The organism is Methylobacterium sp. 22177 (assembly GCF_052045615.1).
Taxonomy (GTDB): Bacteria; Pseudomonadota; Alphaproteobacteria; order Rhizobiales; family Beijerinckiaceae; genus Methylobacterium; species Methylobacterium radiotolerans.
In genome coordinates this window covers 53,356-69,436 of record NZ_JBQEPK010000022.1, presented here as the reverse complement: position 1 = coordinate 69,436, position 16,081 = coordinate 53,356, and the positions used below count along the sequence as shown (strand labels likewise).

Genomic DNA, 16,081 nt, shown 5'->3' with positions numbered 1-16,081 from the left:
CGCACGCCCGCCCGGACTCGCTCTAGGGGCCGCCGCGGTGCATCTCGTGCGCATCGATGCCGTGTCCCTCGACGAGGGCGAGGCGGCCGTGGATCTCGGGCAGGAGCCCGGCGACCTCGTGGTGCTGTCGTTCACCGACAGCGACCTCGCTTCGGTCGGGCAGGCCCACGCCGCGGAGCCCGGTCTGCCGAGCCTTCGGCTCGCGAAGCTCGCCAAGCTGCGGCATCCGCTCTCGGTCGACCTCTACGTCGAGCGGGTCGTGGCGCGCGCCAAGGTCGTGGTGATCCGCTGCCTGGGCGGGCTCGACTACTGGCGCTACGGGATCGAGCGCTGCGCCGAGGCCGCGCGGGCGCACGGCGTCGTGCTGGCGGTCCTGCCGGGCGACGACCGGCCGGATCCGCGCCTCGCGGCGTTCTCCACCGATCCCGACCTCGCCGGGCAGCTCGACGCCTATTTCCGCGCCGGCGGGCCCGACAACCTGCGGCGGATGCTGCGGAGCCTGTCGATCCGCCTCGGCGGCGACGGCCGGGTCGAGCCGCCGCAGCCGCTCCCGCGCGGCTTTCCGTGGTGCCCCGGCTGCGGGGTCCTGCCCCTCGAGACGGCCCTCGCCGCGGCCGGGACCGCGGTCCCGCTCGCCGGTGCGCGGATCGCCGCCGAGCCCGTCGCGCTCCTCCTGATCTACCGCTCCGCCGTGCTCGGCGGCGATACCGGCCCGTTCGCCGCCCTCGCCGCCGCCCTGCGGGCCCGCGGGATCGGCGTGCTGCCGATGGCGGTGTCCAGCCTGAAGGAACCGCAGGCCGCCGCCGCGGTCGCCGCGGCCGTGCGCGCGCGCCGGCCCGACCTCGTGATCGCCGCCACCGCCTTCTCGGCCCGCGAGGACGAGACCGACTTCGTCCTCGACGGCGCCGACTGCCCGGTCCTCCAGGCCTTCACGGTGGGCTCGCCGCGCGCGGCCTGGGCGGCCTCCGCCCGCGGCCTGGGCGCGGCCGATCTCGCCATGCAGGTCGCGCTGCCGGAATTCGACGGCCGGCTCTCGGGCTTCCCGATCTCGTTCAAGGAGGAGAGCGCCGAGATCGCCGGCTTCGCCGAGCGCCGCGCCGTGCCCTACGAGGCCGGCATCGCCGCGCTCGCCGACCGGGCCGCGGGATGGCTGCGGCTGGCCGCCCTGCCGCGCGCGGCGCGGCGCGTCGCCCTGGTCCTGTCCGACTATCCCGCCCGCGGCGGCCGGGCCGGGTTCGCGGTCGGGCTCGACACGCCCGCGAGCGCCCGCGCGATCAGCGCCGACCTCGCGGCCGCCGGCTACGCGGCGGGCGCGCTGCCGGAGGCGGGACCGCTGATGGCGGCGCTCACGGAGGGCGCGGACCAGTTCCGGGTGCCGCTCGCGGCCTACGCGGCGTGGTGGCGCTCGCTCCCCGGGGACGTCCGCGCCGCGGTCACCGCCAGCTGGGGCGAGGCCGAGGCGGACCCGGCCTGCGTCGACGGCGCCTTCCGCTTCCGGATCGTCCGGGACGGCAACCTCGCGGTCCTCCTCCAGCCCGACCGCGGCCGCGATCCCGATCGCAAGACCGGCTACCACGACCTCGAGCGGGCACCGACCCACGCCTACCTGGCGTTCCATCTCGGCCTGCGGCAGGGTTTCGACGCCCTGGTGCAGCTCGGCACGCACGGCACCGCGGAGTGGCTGCCGGGCAAGGCCGTGGCCCTGTCGCCCGACTGCTTCCCGGCGCTCTGCGTGGGCGGGCTGCCGGTGATCTACCCGTTCATCGTCGACGACCCGGGCGAGGCCGCGCCGCTCAAGCGCCGTCTCGGCGGGGTCGCGCTCGGGCACCTGACGCCCGACACCGCCGTCCACGCGCTGACACCCGAGGCGGCCCGGCTCCGCGAGCTGGTGGAGGAGTATTCGGCGGCCAGCGTGCTCGACCCCCGCCGCGCCCACCTCATCGCCCGGGCCATCCTGGAGGAGGCCGGGGCGGCCGGTCTGCTGGACGGTGCCGGGATCGGCGCGGACACGCCGATGGACGAGGCGCTGACGCGGCTCGACGCGCATCTCTGCGATCTCGGCGAGACCGTGTTCCGCGACGGCCTGCACGTCTTCGCCCGCGCGCCGCACGGGGCTGCGGAGCCCGTCGCGGCGAGCGCGGACTCCGAGCGCGCCGGCCTGCTCGCCGCCCTCGACGGGCGGTTCGTCCGTCCGGGCCCCTCCGGCTCGCCGTCCCGCGGGCGGGCCGACGTGCTCCCGACCGGGCGCAACCTCGCGACCCTCGACCCGCGGGCCATCCCGAGCCGCGCCGCCGCGCTCCTCGGCGAGAAGGCCGCCGTCGCCGTGGTGACCCGCTACCTTCAGGACGAGGGCGCCTATCCGGCCCGGATCGTCATGGATCTCTGGGCCTCGCCGACCCTGCGCACCGGCGGCGAGGACGTGGCCCACGCCCTCGCCCTGATGGGCGTGCGGCCGGTCTGGGACCACGCCAGCACCCGCGTCACCGGCTTCGAGATCCTGCCCCTCGCGATGCTGGACCGGCCGCGGATCGACGTCACCGTCCGGGTTTCCGGCGCGTTCCGCGACACCTTCCCCGACACGCTGGCGCTCCTCGACCGCGCCGCCCGCGCCGTGGCTGAGCGGGACGAGGCCGACGACGAGAATCCCCTGGCGGCGGCGCGGCGGCGGGGCGACGGCGCCGCGCGCGTCTACGGGGCTGCGCCGGGCCGCTACGGCGCCGGCACCGCCGCCACCGCCCTCGACGGCGCCTGGGAGGGCCGCGCCGACCTCGGCCGCGCCTATCTGGCCGCCAGCGGTCACACCTACGGCGACCGCGACGGTCCGGACGCCGATTTCGCCGCCCGCGTCGCGGCGGCCGACGCCTATCTTCACGCCTTCGACGTGGCCGAGCGCGACCTGTTCGACGGCGACGCCGCCGTAGACGCGATGGGCGGTTTCGCGGCGGCCGCGGCCCTGGAGGGTGCGAGTCCCGCGCTCTACAGCCTCGACGTGTCGGTGCCGGAACGGCCGAAGGCGCGGACGGCCCGGGAGGACGCCGCCCGCCTGATTCGCGGGCGCCTCGCGGATCCCCGCTGGATCGCGGCCCAGCTGCGCCACGGCTACAGGGGGGCGCAGGAGCTCGCCCAGGGGCTCGACGCGGTCTTCGTCCTGGCCGCCGCGAGCGACGCGGTGACGGATCCCGGCTTCGAGGCGCTCTACGCGGCCTGGGTCGCCGATGCCGAGGTGTTCGAGCACCTGCGCGCCGCCAATCCCGCCGCGGCCCGGGCGATCCTCGAACGGTTCGACGAGGCGCGGGATCGCGGCCTCTGGCACAGCCGGCGCAACGCCCTCCCGGCCGACGCCCTGATGCGCGAGGCCGCCGAGTGAGCGCCGCCCCGCATCGGCGCGTCCCGCCCGAGGCGCCCGCCCGCCGGGGCTGGTGCCCGGGCCTGGCCAAGCCCATGCCGACGGGCGACGGCCTGCTCGCGCGCGTGCACCCGCCGCTCGGAATCCTGACCCTGGATCAGGCCCGCGCGGTGGCGGACGGGGCGCGGCGCTTCGGGAACGGGCACCTGGATCTCACCGCGCGGGCCAATCTTCAGATCCGCGGCGTCTCCGAGGCGACGCGCGTTCCGCTCGCCGCCTGGCTCGCGGCCCGGGGCCTCGGCGACGCGCGCGCCGACGGCGGCCCCCAGCGCCTGACGCTCACGAGCCCGCTGGCGGGTCACGATCCGGACGAGACGATCGACGTGCCGGCCCTGGCCGCCGCCATCGAGGCTGCCGGGCTCGCGACACCCGGACTTCCGGCCAAGACCCTCGTCGTCGTCGAGGGCCGCCCCGGCCGGGCGGTGCCCGAGGCGGATCTCTGCGCCGTCGCCGAGGGGCCGGGCGTCGTCGCGATCGCGGTCGCCCGCGGTGAGACCTCGCTGACGCTCCTGACCTGCAGGGAGGACGCGGCGCCCGGCCACGTGGCGGCCCTGCTCGGCGCCTTCGCGGGGACGGGCCGGCGCCGGATGCGCGACCTGGCGGACGACGAGCTGGCCGCGCTGACCGAGGCTCTTCGCTCGGGCAGGCCGGCGCCCCCGATCGGACCGGCTTACACGCGCCGCGGCTTCGCACCGGAACGGGAGCCGGCACGTCCGGCGCGCGGATCGGATCTCCGGGGCGTCGCCATCGACGCGCCGTTCGGGCGCTGCACCGCCGATGCCCTCGACCGGGTCGCGGCCACGGCGACGGCGGTCGGCACGGACGCGATCCGCCTCTCCCCCACGCGCGGCTTCGTGCTGCTGGTGCCGGCCACCGCCTTCGACGCGGCGGCGGCCGCGACGGCGGCGCTCGCGGCGGAGTTCATCGTCGTCCCGGACGATCCGCGGCGCGCGATCGCGGCCTGCACGGGGGCTCCGGGCTGCGCCTCCGGATCGACCCCCACGCTGACGGATGCGGCGCGCCTCGCGGCGGCGTTCGGCCCGCTGGCGGGCGCGGGCCGCGCCGCGCACGTCTCGGGCTGCGCCAAGGGCTGCGCGCGACCGGGCCCGGCCGACCTGACCCTCGTCGGCCGGGACGGGCGCTACGGCGTGGTGATCGGGGGGGCGCCCGGCGATGAGCCGGCGATGGATCTCCCTATCGAGGCCGTGCTGGAGCGGCTAGGAAGAGCCGAGATCGACGGGCTTTCCGCCGCCTTCGCGCCGGAGATCACCCCTTCGGCATGCGGGAGGACCAGGAGACCGGCATGAGCGCGAGCCAGAACGCCCTGCGCCAGACAGGATCGGAGCCGGCCGCGGCCCACGAGTCCCCGTCCCGCTACGACTACATCCGCGACGGCGGCGCGATCTACGCGCGCTCCTTCGCGATGATCCGCGCCGAGGCGGATCTCGGGCGCTGGTCGGGCGCCGCCGAGCGCGTCGTCGTGCGCATGATCCACGCCTGCGGCATGACCGACCTGCCGACCGACGTGGAGATGGCGCCCGATTTCGCCGAGGCCGGGGTCGCGGCTCTGAAGGCCGGCGCGCCGATCCTGTGCGACGTCCGCATGGTCGCCGACGGCGTCACCCGGGCTCGCCTGCCCGCCGACAACAGGGTGATCTGCACGCTCGGTGACCCGCGCGTGCCCGATCTCGCCAAGAGCCTCGGCACGACCCGCTCCGCGGCCGCCATGGAGCTGTGGCGGGAGCATCTCCCGGGCAGCGTCGTGGCGGTGGGCAACGCCCCGACCGCCCTGTTCCGCCTCCTGGAACTGCTCGATGCCGGCGTGGCGCCGCCCGCCGCGGTGATCGGCATCCCGGTGGGCTTCGTCGGCGCGGCGGAGTCGAAGGAGGCCCTGGCGCGGGACGGCCGCGTGCCGTTCGTGGTCGTGCACGGGCGGCGCGGCGGCAGCGCCATGACGGCCGCGGCGGTCAACGCGCTCGCCAGCGAGGTCGAGTGATGGACGGTTTCGAACGCCTCGACGGCCCGACCGAGGAAATCCCCGCGGCCGCCGTGACGGGCACGCTCTACGGCGTCGGGATGGGCCCGGGCGATCCGGAGCTGCTGACCGTGAAGGCGCAGCGCATCCTGATGCGCGCGCCGGTGCTGGTGCATTTCTGCAAGCGCGGCCGGCGCGGCAACGCCCGCACGATCGCGGACGCGATCCTGCGCGATCCCGCCCGCGAGATGGCCCTCGCCTATCCCTACACGACCGAGATCCACCCCGAGCACCCGGACTACGTGGCGGCGCTGGCCGGCTTCTACGACGACGCGGCCGGGCAGCTCGCCGATCACCTGGGTGCCGGGCGGGACGTCGCGATCCTGTCGGAGGGCGACCCCTTCTTCTACGGCTCGTTCATGCACCTGTGGCGGCGCCTGAAGGACCGCTTCCCCGTGGAGGTCGTTCCGGGCGTCACCGGCATGTCGGGCTGCTGGACCCGGGCCGGCACGCCGATCACCTGGGGCGACGACGTCCTCACCGTCCTGCCGGCGACCCTGTCGCTCGACGCGCTGACCGAGCGCCTGCGCGGCACGGACGCGGCCGTGGTGATGAAGCTCGGGCGCCACCTTCCGAAGGTGCGGGCCGCCCTGTCGGCCGCCGGGCTGCTCGCGCGCGCGGTCTACGTGGAACGCGGCACGATGGCGGGCGAGCGCGTCGTGATGCTGGCCGACAAGGCCGACGACGACGCGCCCTACTTCTCGATGGTGCTCCTGCCCGGAGAGGGCCGCCGGCCGTGAGCGGGAGCCTGACCGTCGTCGGCCTCGGGCCGGGCGACGCGGCCCTGCTGACCGAGTCGGCCCGCCGGGCGCTGGACGCGGCGGAGGACGTCGTCGGCTACTTCCCCTACGTGGCCCGCGTGCCCGAGCGGCCCGGCCTCGTCCGGCACGCCAGCGACAACCGGGTGGAGATCGACCGGGCGCGCCACGCGCTGCAGCTCGCAGCGTCCGGGCGCCGGGTCGCGGTCGTTTCCGGCGGCGATCCCGGCGTCTTCGCCATGGCGGCGGCGGTGTTCGAGGCGGTCGAGTACGGCGAGCCCGGCTGGCGCGACCTCGCCATCACGGTGGAGCCCGGCATCACCGCGATGCTCGCCGCCGCGGCCCGGCTCGGCGCGCCGCTCGGCGGGGATTTCTGCGCGCTCTCGCTCTCGGACAACCTGAAGCCCTGGCCGGTGGTGACCGCGCGGCTGGAGGCGGTGCTGCGCGCGGATTTCGTGGTCGCGCTCTACAACCCGATCTCCACCGCCCGGCCCTGGCAGCTCGGGGCGGCGCTGGAGATCGCGGCCGGGATCCGGGCGCCCGACACGCCCGTCATGTTCGCCCGCGCCGTCAGCCGGCCGGACGAGGCGATCCGGGTCGCGACCCTCGCGGAGGCGCCCGCGGTGGCGGCCGACATGGCCACGATGGTGATCCTGGGCGCCTCGACGACGCGGCTGATCCCGCGCGCCGGCCGGGCGCCGTTCGTCTACACCGCCCGCAAGGTCGAGGGACCGGCGTGATCGCTTGCGTCCAGCCAGCGGCGCGCGCCCGCTTCGTCCGCGACGCGGGGCACGTCGGGCTTGGCCGGCCGGCGCACCATCACGACCGGGAGGCCGAGGCTGCGCGCCGCCGCGATCTTGCCGTAGGTCGCCGCGCCGCCGGCGTTCTTGCTGACCACGATCTCGATCCGGTTCGCCCGCATCAGGGCCGCCTCGGACGCGGCGTCGAAGGGCCCGCGCGCCTCCAGGGCGGTGAGATGCGGCACCGGCAGGATCCCGGCCAGCGGCTCGACCGTCCGGGCCAGATAGCTGTGCTGGGGCGCCGCCGCGAAGGCCCCGGCCTCCTGCCGACCGATCGTCAGGAACACGCGCCGGGGTTCCGCGCCGAGGGCGGCGACCGCCTCCGCCATCCCGTCGACCTCGATCCAGTCGTCGCCGCGCTCGCGGCTCCAGGCGGGCCGGCGGATCGCGAGGAGCGGCACCCCCGTCAGGGCCGCCGCGCGCGCGGCGTTGATCGACATCTGCGCGGCGAACGGGTGGGTCGCGTCGATCAGGCGGCTGATCGCCTCGGTCCGCAGGTAGCGGGCGAGACCCTCGGCGCCGCCGAACCCGCCGATCCGGGTCGGCACCGGCTCGGGCTTCGGCGCCGCGGTCCGGCCTGCCAGCGAGAGCGTCACGGCGCGATCCGCCCGGCCGGCGAGCGACCGGACCAGGGCGCTCGCCTCGCCGGTCCCGCCGAGGATCAGGACCCGCAGCGTGCCGGCGGTGGAGGGCGGCGTGTTCATGGGCGTCTTGTCCATGAGCGCTGATCGCCTGTCGAGCGTCCCGTGGCTGTCGATCGTCGGGATCGGCGAGGACGGGCGGGCCGGGCTGACGCCGTCCGCCGCCGCCGCGCTCGGCGCCGCTCGAGTGGTCTATGGCGGCCGGCGCCACCTCGCCCTCGCGGGGCCGCTCGACGCGGAGGCGCGGCCCTGGCCGAGCCCGATCCACGAGGCCTATCCGGAGATCGTCGCGCGGCGCGGCCGGCCGACCTGCATCCTCGCCACGGGCGACCCGTTCCATTACGGCATCGGCGCCGAGATCGCCCGGCTGGTGCCGGCGGACGAGATCCGCGCCTTCCCGCAGCCGTCCGCCTTCAGCCTCGCCTGCGCCCGGCTCGGCTGGCCGCTCGCCGAGTGCGCGCTGGTCACGCTTCACGGTCGGGCGCTGACACGGATCGTCCCGCATATCCAGCCGGGGGCGCGGCTGCTCGTCCTGTCGTGGGACGGCACGACGCCCGGCGCGCTCGCCGCCCTGCTGCGCGACCGCGGCTTCGGCGCGTCGACGCTGACGGTGCTGGAGGCGATGGGCGGCCCGCGCGAGCGCGTCCGCACGGCCCGCGCCGACGCGTTCGACGGCGCCGGCGTCGACCCGCTGAACACCGTCGCGCTCGCGGTGGCGGGTGCCGGCCGCGCCCTGCCCCTCGCGCCGGGCCTCGACGACGACCTGTTCGAGAATGACGGACAGCTCACCAAGGCCGAGATCCGGGCTCTGACCCTCTCGGCCCTGCGCCCGCATCCGGGACAGCATCTCTGGGATGTCGGTGCGGGCGCCGGCTCGATCGCGATCGAGTGGATGCTGCGCCACGCGACCCTGCGCGCCACGGCGATCGAGGGGAGACCGGACCGCGCCGAGCGGATCCGGCGCAACGCCGCCGCGCTCGGCGCGCCGGACCTCGCCGTCGTCACCGGCACGGCCCCCGGCGCGCTCGCCGGCCTGCCCGCGCCGGACGCGGTGTTCATCGGCGGCGGGGTCTCGGAGCCCGGAATCCTGCCGACGGCGCTGGCGGCGCTGCGGAGCGGCGGTCGCTGCGTGGCCAACGCCGTGACCCTCGAGGGCGAGGCCGCGCTGCTCGCCGCCTTCGCGGCGCACGGCGGAACGCTGCGCCGCTACGGCGTGGAGCGGGCGAGCCCGGTCGGGGGAATGCACGGCTGGCGCCCCGCCATGCCGGTGACCCAGTGGGCCTGGACCAAGCCGTGACCGGAGCCCTGGTCGCCGGCATCGGCTTCCGCCGGGAAACCGATGCTGAGGAAATCGCGGGACTGATCGAGCGCGCCCTCGCCCTGGCCGGAGCCGCGCGCTCGAGCCTCGCGGCCGTGGCCACCGCGGCCGATCGGGCCTCGGACCCGGCGATCCGCGGGGCGGCGGCCCGGTTCGGCCTGGCACCGCATCCCGTCCCCGCCGCCGCGCTGGAGGCGCGCGACGCCGAGATCGTCACCCGCTCGGCGCGGATCGAGCACCTGCGCGGCGTCGGCTCGCTCGCCGAGGCGGCGGCCCTCGCCGGGGCGGGGGACAGGAGCCGGCTCGCCCTGCCCCGAATCGCGAGCCGCGGCGCCACTTGCGCCCTGGCCGTCCGATACGACACGACACGGGAACCATGACCGTCCATTTCATCGGCGCCGGCCCCGGCGCGGCCGACCTGATCACGGTGCGCGGGCGCGACCGCATCGCGGCCTGCCCGGTCTGCCTCTACGCCGGGTCGCTCGTCGCCCCCGAGATCCTGAGCTGGTGCCCCCCCGGCGCCCGGATCGTCGACACGGCCCCCCTCGACCTCGACGCCATCGTGGCGGAGATCCGGACGGCGCACGCGGCCGGCCAGGACGTGGCGCGCCTGCATTCCGGCGACCTGTCGATCTGGAGCGCCCTGGCCGAGCAGATGCGCCGGCTCGACGCGCTCGCCATTCCCTACACGGTGACGCCCGGCGTCCCCGCCTTCGCGGCCGCGGCCGCGCTGCTGCGCCGGGAACTGACCGTCCCGGGCGTGGCGCAGAGCGTGGTCCTGACCCGCACCTCCGGTCGGGCGAGCGCCATGCCCGAGCGGGAGACCCTCGCGGCCTACGCGGCCACCGGCGCGACCCTGGCGATCCACCTGTCGATCCACGTGGTCGAGGCGGTCGCCGCCGAGTTGATCCCCTTCTACGGCCCGTCCTGCCCGGCGGCGGCGGTGTTCCGGGCATCCTGGCCGGACGAGCGGGCGCTCGTCGGCGATCTCGCCGGGCTGCCCGGGCTGGTCGCGGCGGCCGGCCTGGAGCGCACAGCCCTGATCCTGGTCGGACCGGCGCTCGGCGCCGCGGATTTCCGCGAGAGCGCGCTCTACGCGCCCGACTACGACCGGCGCTACCGGCCCGGCGGCACGGTGGGGAGCCGCTCGTGAGCGCCCCGGGCCTCCTCGTCGCGGCGCCGCGCTCCAGTTCCGGCAAGACGACCGTCACCCTCGCGCTGATGCGCGCCCTCACCCGGCGCGGCCTGCGGGTGCGCGGCGCGAAGTGCGGTCCCGACTACATCGATCCGGCCTTTCACCAGGCCGCGACCGGCCATCCGAGCTTCAACCTCGACAGCTTCGCGATGGCGCCACCCCTCCTCGACGCCCTGGCGGGCGCGACGGCGGCGGCCGATCTGGTGGTCGCCGAGGGGTCGATGGGCCTGTTCGACGGTGTCCGGGCGGCCGAGAACCGCACCGGGGCGAACGCCGATATCGCCGCGCGCTACGGCTGGCCGGTGCTGCTCGTGGTGGACGTGTCGGGTGCGGCCCAGTCGGCCGCCGCCGTGGCGCTCGGCTGCTCCCTCTACGATCCCCGCATCCGGATCGCCGGCGTGATCCTCAACAAGGTGGCGAGCGCCCGGCACCGGCGCCTCGTGGAGGCCGGCATGGAGCGTGCCGGGCTGCCGGTGCTCGGCGCGCTGATGCGCGACGCGCAGCTGGTCCTGCCCGAACGCCACCTGGGGCTCGTGCAGGCCGGCGAGACCGCGGATCTCGCCGCCCGTCTGGACCGGCTCGCCGACCTCGCCGAGGCTGGCATCGACCTCGACGCCGTCACGGCCTGCGCGGGCGGCGCCGTGCCGGCCTCCGGCGGCCAGCTGCCCCGGCCGCCCGGGCAGCGCGTGGCGGTCGCCCGGGACGCGGCGTTCAGCTTCCTCTACCCGCATCTCGAGACCGGCTGGCGGATGGCCGGCGCCGAGCTCGTGCCGTTCTCGCCCTTGGCCGACGAGGGACCGCCCGAGGAGTGCGACGTCTGCTGGCTGCCGGGCGGCTATCCGGAACTGCACGCGGGCCCGATCGCCGGCGCGACCCGCTTCCTGGACGGGCTGCGCCGCTTCGCGCGGACCCGGCCCATCCACGGCGAGTGCGGTGGCTACATGGTCCTCGGGCAGACGCTCCAGGATGCCGACGGCGCCACCCATCCCATGGCGGGCCTGCTGCCGGTCGCGACCTCGTATCACCGGCGCAAGCTGCATCTCGGCTACCGCGTCGCGCGGCTGTGCGGGTCCGGCGTGCTCGGCGGCGCGGGCACGCGCCTCGTCGGACACGAGTTCCACTATGCCAGCGAACTCTCGCCGATCGCGCCGGAGGCAGCGGCGCTCGCCCGCGTGACGGATGCCGAAGGTGTCGATCTGGGACTGGCCGGGCACCGGGTCGGACCCGTCACCGGCAGCTTCTTCCACCTGATCGCGACCGATCCCCCGTGACGCCGGCCTGCCGGGCCTGTCAGGCCGGATCCGTCGTCGGCGCGCGGTTCTGCGCGAGGCGGGCGGCGCTGCGGACCAGCGCGAGCACGTCGCGGCGCATCTGCTCGTCCTCGATCTGGGCGTAGGCGCGCAGCAGCTCGATGGCGCCGTGGGCGCTGAGGAAGCCGAACACGTCCTCCTGGGCGTTCTCGCGCGGCTCGCTCTCCTCGAAGAACGCGGAGACCGGAACCTCGAGGAGGCGCGCGATCTCGCGCAACCGGCCGGCACCGACGCGATTCTGGCCCTTCTCGTATTTCTGCACCTGCTGGAAGGTCACGCCGACCGCGTTGCCCAGAGCGGTCTGACTCATGCCGCGGGCCTTGCGCAGGGCGGTGATCCGGATGCCGACCAGGCGATCGACGTCGGTCGTCTGCTTCGGCATCGTCTGGCCGGAGGTCTCTTTCTCCATGGCGTGGGCTGCATCCTCCTGCAGACGCGGTGTCTTCGCCTCGCCGTCGCGCCGCTTCACCGTCCGCCCCTTCGTCGCATGTCCTGCACGCCAGGCTGCCGGTACTCCGTGCCGCTATCCGGCTATAGCCCTGATCCCGACACAGCTGAACCGCGGCGCAGTAGGACACCAAGTTGTCAAGCTTCGCAAGTCGAAGATTACATCTTCTAGTTTAAGCCCACACATCTTTGCAACATTGTTGCTCAAATGTCGACGCTGAGGTCTCGGCTGCTTTTAAGGGTGCGCCTTGTCGCCGCGCGGGCGTTCCCCTTACGAACACCGAGGCATGTAGGTTCGGTACCGCGCAGGAGACACGCATGTTCATCGCGATGAATCGCTTCAAGGTCGTTAAGGACGCGACGGCGGATTTCGAGGCCGTCTGGCTCGGGCGCGACAGCCACCTCGGCGAGATGCCCGGCTTCGTGGAATTCCACCTGCTGCGCGGGCCCGAGCACGAGGATCACGTGCTGTACGCCTCCCACACGATCTGGCGATCGCGCGCGGATTTCGAGGCCTGGACCCGGTCTGAGCAATTCCGCAAGGCGCACGGTCGCGTCCCGTCGACCAAGCCCCTGTATCTCGGCCACCCGCAATTCGAAGGTTTCGAGACGATCCAGACGGTCGGCGGCTCCGCCGACGCCCGCCAGGACGCCGACGCCGTCTGAGCGAGACCGACCCCGGCCCTCCCGTGGCCGGGGTCGCACGCGGGCACCGACGCGGTTGAAACCGTGAGTTAAGAAACCCGCGTGAATTGAAATAGCTCCGGCGAAAATGGTTCCCTACCAAATCTGGCCCCTGCCGGATGCGCCGAACAGTCACTCAGCATTAATCATGTATTGCAACGTCCGGAGGCTCGCCCTAGGTCGCAGCCTTCCTTCGTGACTGCGATCGTGAACCCGCGGGGCCCGCGGCTTGCTCCGTCACCGTCACCAGGCGGCGCTGAAACCTTTCGTGTCTCAGACTGGTACAGAGTCCGACTAAGACGGGACGTTGCGGGTCAGATGTTTCACGATCGGCTTCCGGAGACGTTTCAGGCGCTGCCGACCTCGGCGGAGCGCCGCCGCAACGTGTGGTCGGCCCTGCTGCCGCGCCGCGGTCGTGCGCTGGCGCGCATCGCCCTCTCCGCGGGGCTCGCGGTCACCGACATGGCGGCGATCGTGGCGGTGACGCTGGGCCTCGAATGCGCCTACCACGCCATCGCGCAGGACAGCACGGTCTGGGCGGGTCTCGTCCGCGGCCTGCGGCTGTCGGCGCTGCTCGCCTTGGTGATCGTCGCCACAAACGTGCTCCGCGAGGAGTACAGCCTCGAGAACGTGATGGCGCAGAAGCCCGGCATCCAGCGCGTGGCCTCCCTCTGGCTGATCGCCTGGGCCGCCGTGCTCGTCGTCAGCTTCATGACGAAGACGACCAACGATTACTCGCGGCTCGTCTCGCTCGGGATCTTCGCCGCCGGCCTGCCGGTCCTGATCGGAGCGCGGGCCGCGGTGCGGCGGCTCGTGCGCGAGCGGCTGAGCGCCGGCTCGGCCACCGCCAGCCGGATCCACCTCGTGGGCTACGAGGAGGACATCGCGCGGTTCTACGCCGGCAAGGAGGTCGACCAGCTCGGCTCGCGGATCATCGGGACGAGCTACCTGCGGCGGGTCGATCCCGGCGCGGACGCGGCCACGCGCCACGACCAGCTGCAGGAAGACCTCGACCTCGCCGTCTCCGTCGTCCGCTTCCTGCGGCCGGACGACGTCTTCGTCCTGGTGCCGTGGGCCGACACCGCGGAGGTCGAGCGCTGCATCGACGCGTTCCTGCGGGTGCCCTCGGCCCTGCACCTGCGTCCCGGCGCGGTCCTCGACCGGTTCCCCGACCTGCAGGTCGCCCGAGTCGGCGGCGTCTCGGGGATCAACATCGGCCGCCGGCCGCTCAACGTGGGTGAGGTCATGCTCAAGCGCGCCCTCGACCTGACGGTGGCGACCATCGCCCTCGTGTCGCTGTCGCCGCTGCTCGCCGCGATCGCGGTGGCGATCAAGCTCGACAGCCCCGGCCCGGTCTTCTTCCGGCAGAAGCGCTACGGATTCAATCAGCAGCCGTTCGGCGTGTTCAAGTTCCGGTCGATGCGGGCGGACCCGAACGCCGCCTTCCGGCAGGCGACCCGCAACGACAGCCGGATCACCCGGATCGGCGCCATCCTGCGGCGGACGAATCTCGACGAGCTGCCCCAGCTCATCAACGTCCTGCGCGGGGAGATGTCGCTGGTCGGTCCGCGCCCGCACGCGCTGGCGCACGACCGCAGCTTCGAGCGCCGGATCGCCCTCTACGCCCGCCGACACAACGTGAAGCCCGGCATCACCGGTTGGGCCCAGGTCAACGGCTACCGCGGCGAGACGCAGACCGACTTGGCCATGGAGCGGCGCGTCGCCTGCGACCTGCACTACATCGACAACTGGTCGATCTGGTTCGACATCCAGATCATGATCCAGACGGTCGTCTCGCGCCGCGCCTACCAGAACGCCTTCTGACCGGCAGCCGGCGATCGTCCGGCGCGCAGGTGTACACGGCGCGGTCGGCCGGGCCTCCCAGCCCGGGCGGTGCGCCTCAGAGGGCCTGCTTCCGCTCCCGGCAGGCGCCGCAATCGCCCTCGACCTCCAAGATGCTGTGGCTCGGCGTGAATCCGGCCCGCTCGAGCGTGCGCCCGAGACTGCCCTCGACCTCCTCCGACGAGGCCTCGTCGACGCCCCCGCAAATGCGACAGATCAGGAAGATGACGCCCTCTCCGGGCGCGTGGCCGTGCGCGCACGGGATGAAGGCGTTGCGGCTCGCGATCCGATGGACCAGCCCCTGCTCCATGAGGAAGTCGAGGGCGCGGTAGACCGAAACCGGCGCCACGCGCTTGCCCGGCACGCTCAGCCGCTCGGCGATGTCGTAGGCGCCCTGAGCCTTCCCGGCCTCGGCCACGGCCTCCAGCACCTCCCGGCGCAGGGGCGTGAACTGAAGACCGCGCTCGCGACACAGGGCCTCGGCCCGCGCGAGCATGTCACCGGTGCCGGCGTGGCACGCGTCGTGACCCTCGTGACGGTGCATGATTGCTCCAGACGTAATCCGCAGGTTGTCCCACGGGTTTGTTACAGTGTATCACCGCCGCCCAGCACCGCACCAGTAGCCCCGCGCGGTGCCCGCGCCGGCGTGAGCGCGCGACGAGGACTCCGTGCCGACCATTCCCAGCCCGAGACACGCGGCGCGGCGATCGCTGTTCCAGAGCGGGATCGGCCTGCGGCTGGCGCTCGCCGCGCTGCTCTCCGCGCTGGTCTGGCTGACCATCGCCTGGGCGCTCGCCACATGAGCGGCCCGATACCGGATCCGATCCGCCTCGTCGGTCTCACCCTCGGTTACGACCGGCATCCCGCGGTCCACCACCTCGACGGATCCGTGCGGGCCGGCGACCTGCTCGCCCTGGTCGGGCCGAACGGGGCCGGCAAGTCGACGCTCCTCAAGGGCATGGCCGGCGAGATCCGCTGCCTGGACGGCCGCATCGAGCGCGCGGGCGCCCTCGCCTACATGCCGCAGGTCGACGAGATCGACCGGAGCTTCCCGCTCACGGTGATGGATCTCGCCGGCATGGGCCTCTGGCGCCGCGCGGGGGCGTGGCGCAGCCTCACCCGGAGTCGCCCGGCCATTCAGGCGGCGCTGGCCACGGTCGGCCTCGACGGCTTCGCGGCGCGGCCGATCGGCACCCTGTCGGGCGGGCAGTTCCGGCGCGCGCTGTTCGCCCGGCTGATCCTGCAGGACTGTCCGGTCGTGCTCCTCGACGAGCCGTTCACCGGCATCGACGCGCGGACGGTGGACGACCTCCTGGCGCTCATCCGCGCGTGGCATTCCGAGGGGCGGACCGTGGTCGCCGCCCTCCACGACCTCCAGCAGGTCCGCGCGCATTTCCCGACGACGCTGCTCCTCGCCCGAGAGCCGGTCGCCTGGGGTCCGACCGCGCGGGTCCTGACGGCCGAGAACCTCGCCCGTGCCCGCAACCTGTCCGAGGCCTGGGACGAGGGCGCGGCGATCTGCGCCGGGCCGCGGGCGGTCGCGGCCCCGGCGCACGACCACGGTGGCGCGGACCATCACCACCACGAGGACGCCGCGTGACCGATCCGCTCGGATCCCTGTTCGCGCCGTTCGTGGAGTTCGGCT

16 protein-coding genes are annotated in these 16,081 nt (G+C 74.6%); 13 read left to right on the top strand and 3 right to left on the bottom strand.

Annotated features, from left to right (window positions below; all coding sequences use genetic code 11):
* Positions 1-37 precede the first annotated feature (37 nt).
* From cobN to cobJ, 5 genes are read left to right on the top strand one after another with little or no spacing between them, the layout of a single operon-like run.
* Positions 38-3,367: a cobaltochelatase subunit CobN gene (gene cobN / locus ACTJK8_RS19565; RefSeq protein ID WP_440762389.1), complete on the top strand. Its 3,330-nt coding sequence runs from the start codon at positions 38-40 to the stop codon at positions 3,365-3,367.
* The gene (gene cobG, locus ACTJK8_RS19560; protein ID WP_440762388.1) at positions 3,364-4,713 is read left to right on the top strand and encodes a precorrin-3B synthase; all 1,350 of its coding nucleotides are present in this window, start codon (positions 3,364-3,366) and stop codon (positions 4,711-4,713) included. The genes cobN and cobG overlap by 4 nt, the downstream gene beginning before the upstream one ends.
* Positions 4,710-5,402 (top strand): precorrin-8X methylmutase, encoded by a 693-nt coding sequence (locus ACTJK8_RS19555; RefSeq protein ID WP_012320064.1) that lies wholly within the window; start codon positions 4,710-4,712, stop codon positions 5,400-5,402. Before cobG ends, ACTJK8_RS19555 begins: the two co-directional genes overlap by 4 nt.
* Positions 5,402-6,181: a precorrin-2 C(20)-methyltransferase gene (locus ACTJK8_RS19550; RefSeq protein ID WP_012320065.1), complete on the top strand. Its 780-nt coding sequence runs from the start codon at positions 5,402-5,404 to the stop codon at positions 6,179-6,181. The genes ACTJK8_RS19555 and ACTJK8_RS19550 overlap by 1 nt, the downstream gene beginning before the upstream one ends.
* Positions 6,178-6,939: a precorrin-3B C(17)-methyltransferase gene (gene cobJ, locus ACTJK8_RS19545; protein WP_063111285.1), complete on the top strand. Its 762-nt coding sequence runs from the start codon at positions 6,178-6,180 to the stop codon at positions 6,937-6,939. The genes ACTJK8_RS19550 and cobJ overlap by 4 nt, the downstream gene beginning before the upstream one ends.
* On the opposite strand, the gene ACTJK8_RS19540 is transcribed toward cobJ, so the two are convergent.
* Entirely contained in the window at positions 6,906-7,718 is an 813-nt protein-coding gene (locus ACTJK8_RS19540; protein ID WP_024829514.1) for a cobalt-precorrin-6A reductase, read from the bottom strand. The two genes, cobJ and ACTJK8_RS19540, sit on opposite strands and share 34 nt — an antisense overlap.
* Here ACTJK8_RS19540 and ACTJK8_RS19535 point away from each other — a divergent pair.
* From ACTJK8_RS19535 to ACTJK8_RS19520, 4 genes are read left to right on the top strand one after another with little or no spacing between them, the layout of a single operon-like run.
* Positions 7,717-8,937 (top strand): bifunctional cobalt-precorrin-7 (C(5))-methyltransferase/cobalt-precorrin-6B (C(15))-methyltransferase, encoded by a 1,221-nt coding sequence (locus ACTJK8_RS19535; protein WP_012320068.1) that lies wholly within the window; start codon positions 7,717-7,719, stop codon positions 8,935-8,937. The genes ACTJK8_RS19540 and ACTJK8_RS19535 overlap by 2 nt on opposite strands.
* Positions 8,916-9,338 carry a cobalamin biosynthesis protein gene (locus tag ACTJK8_RS19530; RefSeq protein WP_041372350.1) on the top strand — a complete coding sequence of 141 codons (423 nt, stop codon included), beginning with the start codon at positions 8,916-8,918 and terminating at the stop codon, positions 9,336-9,338. Before ACTJK8_RS19535 ends, ACTJK8_RS19530 begins: the two co-directional genes overlap by 22 nt.
* A complete protein-coding gene (gene cobM / locus ACTJK8_RS19525; protein WP_012320070.1) occupies positions 9,335-10,111 on the top strand; it encodes a precorrin-4 C(11)-methyltransferase in 777 nt (258 codons plus the stop codon). The genes ACTJK8_RS19530 and cobM overlap by 4 nt, the downstream gene beginning before the upstream one ends.
* A complete protein-coding gene (locus ACTJK8_RS19520; protein ID WP_012320071.1) occupies positions 10,108-11,424 on the top strand; it encodes a cobyrinate a,c-diamide synthase in 1,317 nt (438 codons plus the stop codon). Before cobM ends, ACTJK8_RS19520 begins: the two co-directional genes overlap by 4 nt.
* Before the next feature lie 19 nt (positions 11,425-11,443).
* Here ACTJK8_RS19520 and ACTJK8_RS19515 read toward each other — a convergent pair whose 3' ends face one another.
* Positions 11,444-11,872, bottom strand: a complete 429-nt coding sequence (locus ACTJK8_RS19515; protein ID WP_081437813.1) for a helix-turn-helix domain-containing protein — start codon at positions 11,870-11,872, stop codon at positions 11,444-11,446.
* A gap of 356 nt (positions 11,873-12,228) precedes the next feature.
* Here ACTJK8_RS19515 and ACTJK8_RS19510 point away from each other — a divergent pair, with 356 nt between their 5' ends.
* Together ACTJK8_RS19510 and ACTJK8_RS19505 are read left to right on the top strand one after the other, a co-directional pair.
* Positions 12,229-12,576, top strand: coding sequence for an antibiotic biosynthesis monooxygenase family protein (locus tag ACTJK8_RS19510; RefSeq protein WP_012320073.1), 348 nt, complete (start codon positions 12,229-12,231; stop codon positions 12,574-12,576).
* 336 nt (positions 12,577-12,912) lie between these two features.
* Positions 12,913-14,418 carry an undecaprenyl-phosphate glucose phosphotransferase gene (locus ACTJK8_RS19505; RefSeq protein WP_012320074.1) on the top strand — a complete coding sequence of 502 codons (1,506 nt, stop codon included), beginning with the start codon at positions 12,913-12,915 and terminating at the stop codon, positions 14,416-14,418.
* A 76-nt stretch (positions 14,419-14,494) separates the two neighbouring features.
* Here ACTJK8_RS19505 and ACTJK8_RS19500 read toward each other — a convergent pair whose 3' ends face one another.
* Positions 14,495-14,980 (bottom strand): transcriptional repressor, encoded by a 486-nt coding sequence (locus tag ACTJK8_RS19500; protein WP_063111283.1) that lies wholly within the window; start codon positions 14,978-14,980, stop codon positions 14,495-14,497.
* A 124-nt stretch (positions 14,981-15,104) separates the two neighbouring features.
* On the opposite strand from ACTJK8_RS19500, the gene ACTJK8_RS19495 reads away from it, so the two are divergent.
* The gene (locus tag ACTJK8_RS19495) at positions 15,105-15,239 is read left to right on the top strand and encodes a hypothetical protein (RefSeq protein ID WP_020094646.1); all 135 of its coding nucleotides are present in this window, start codon (positions 15,105-15,107) and stop codon (positions 15,237-15,239) included.
* Positions 15,236-16,036, top strand: a complete 801-nt coding sequence (locus ACTJK8_RS19490; RefSeq protein WP_063111282.1) for a metal ABC transporter ATP-binding protein — start codon at positions 15,236-15,238, stop codon at positions 16,034-16,036. The genes ACTJK8_RS19495 and ACTJK8_RS19490 overlap by 4 nt, the downstream gene beginning before the upstream one ends.
* Positions 16,037-16,081 lie beyond the last annotated feature (45 nt).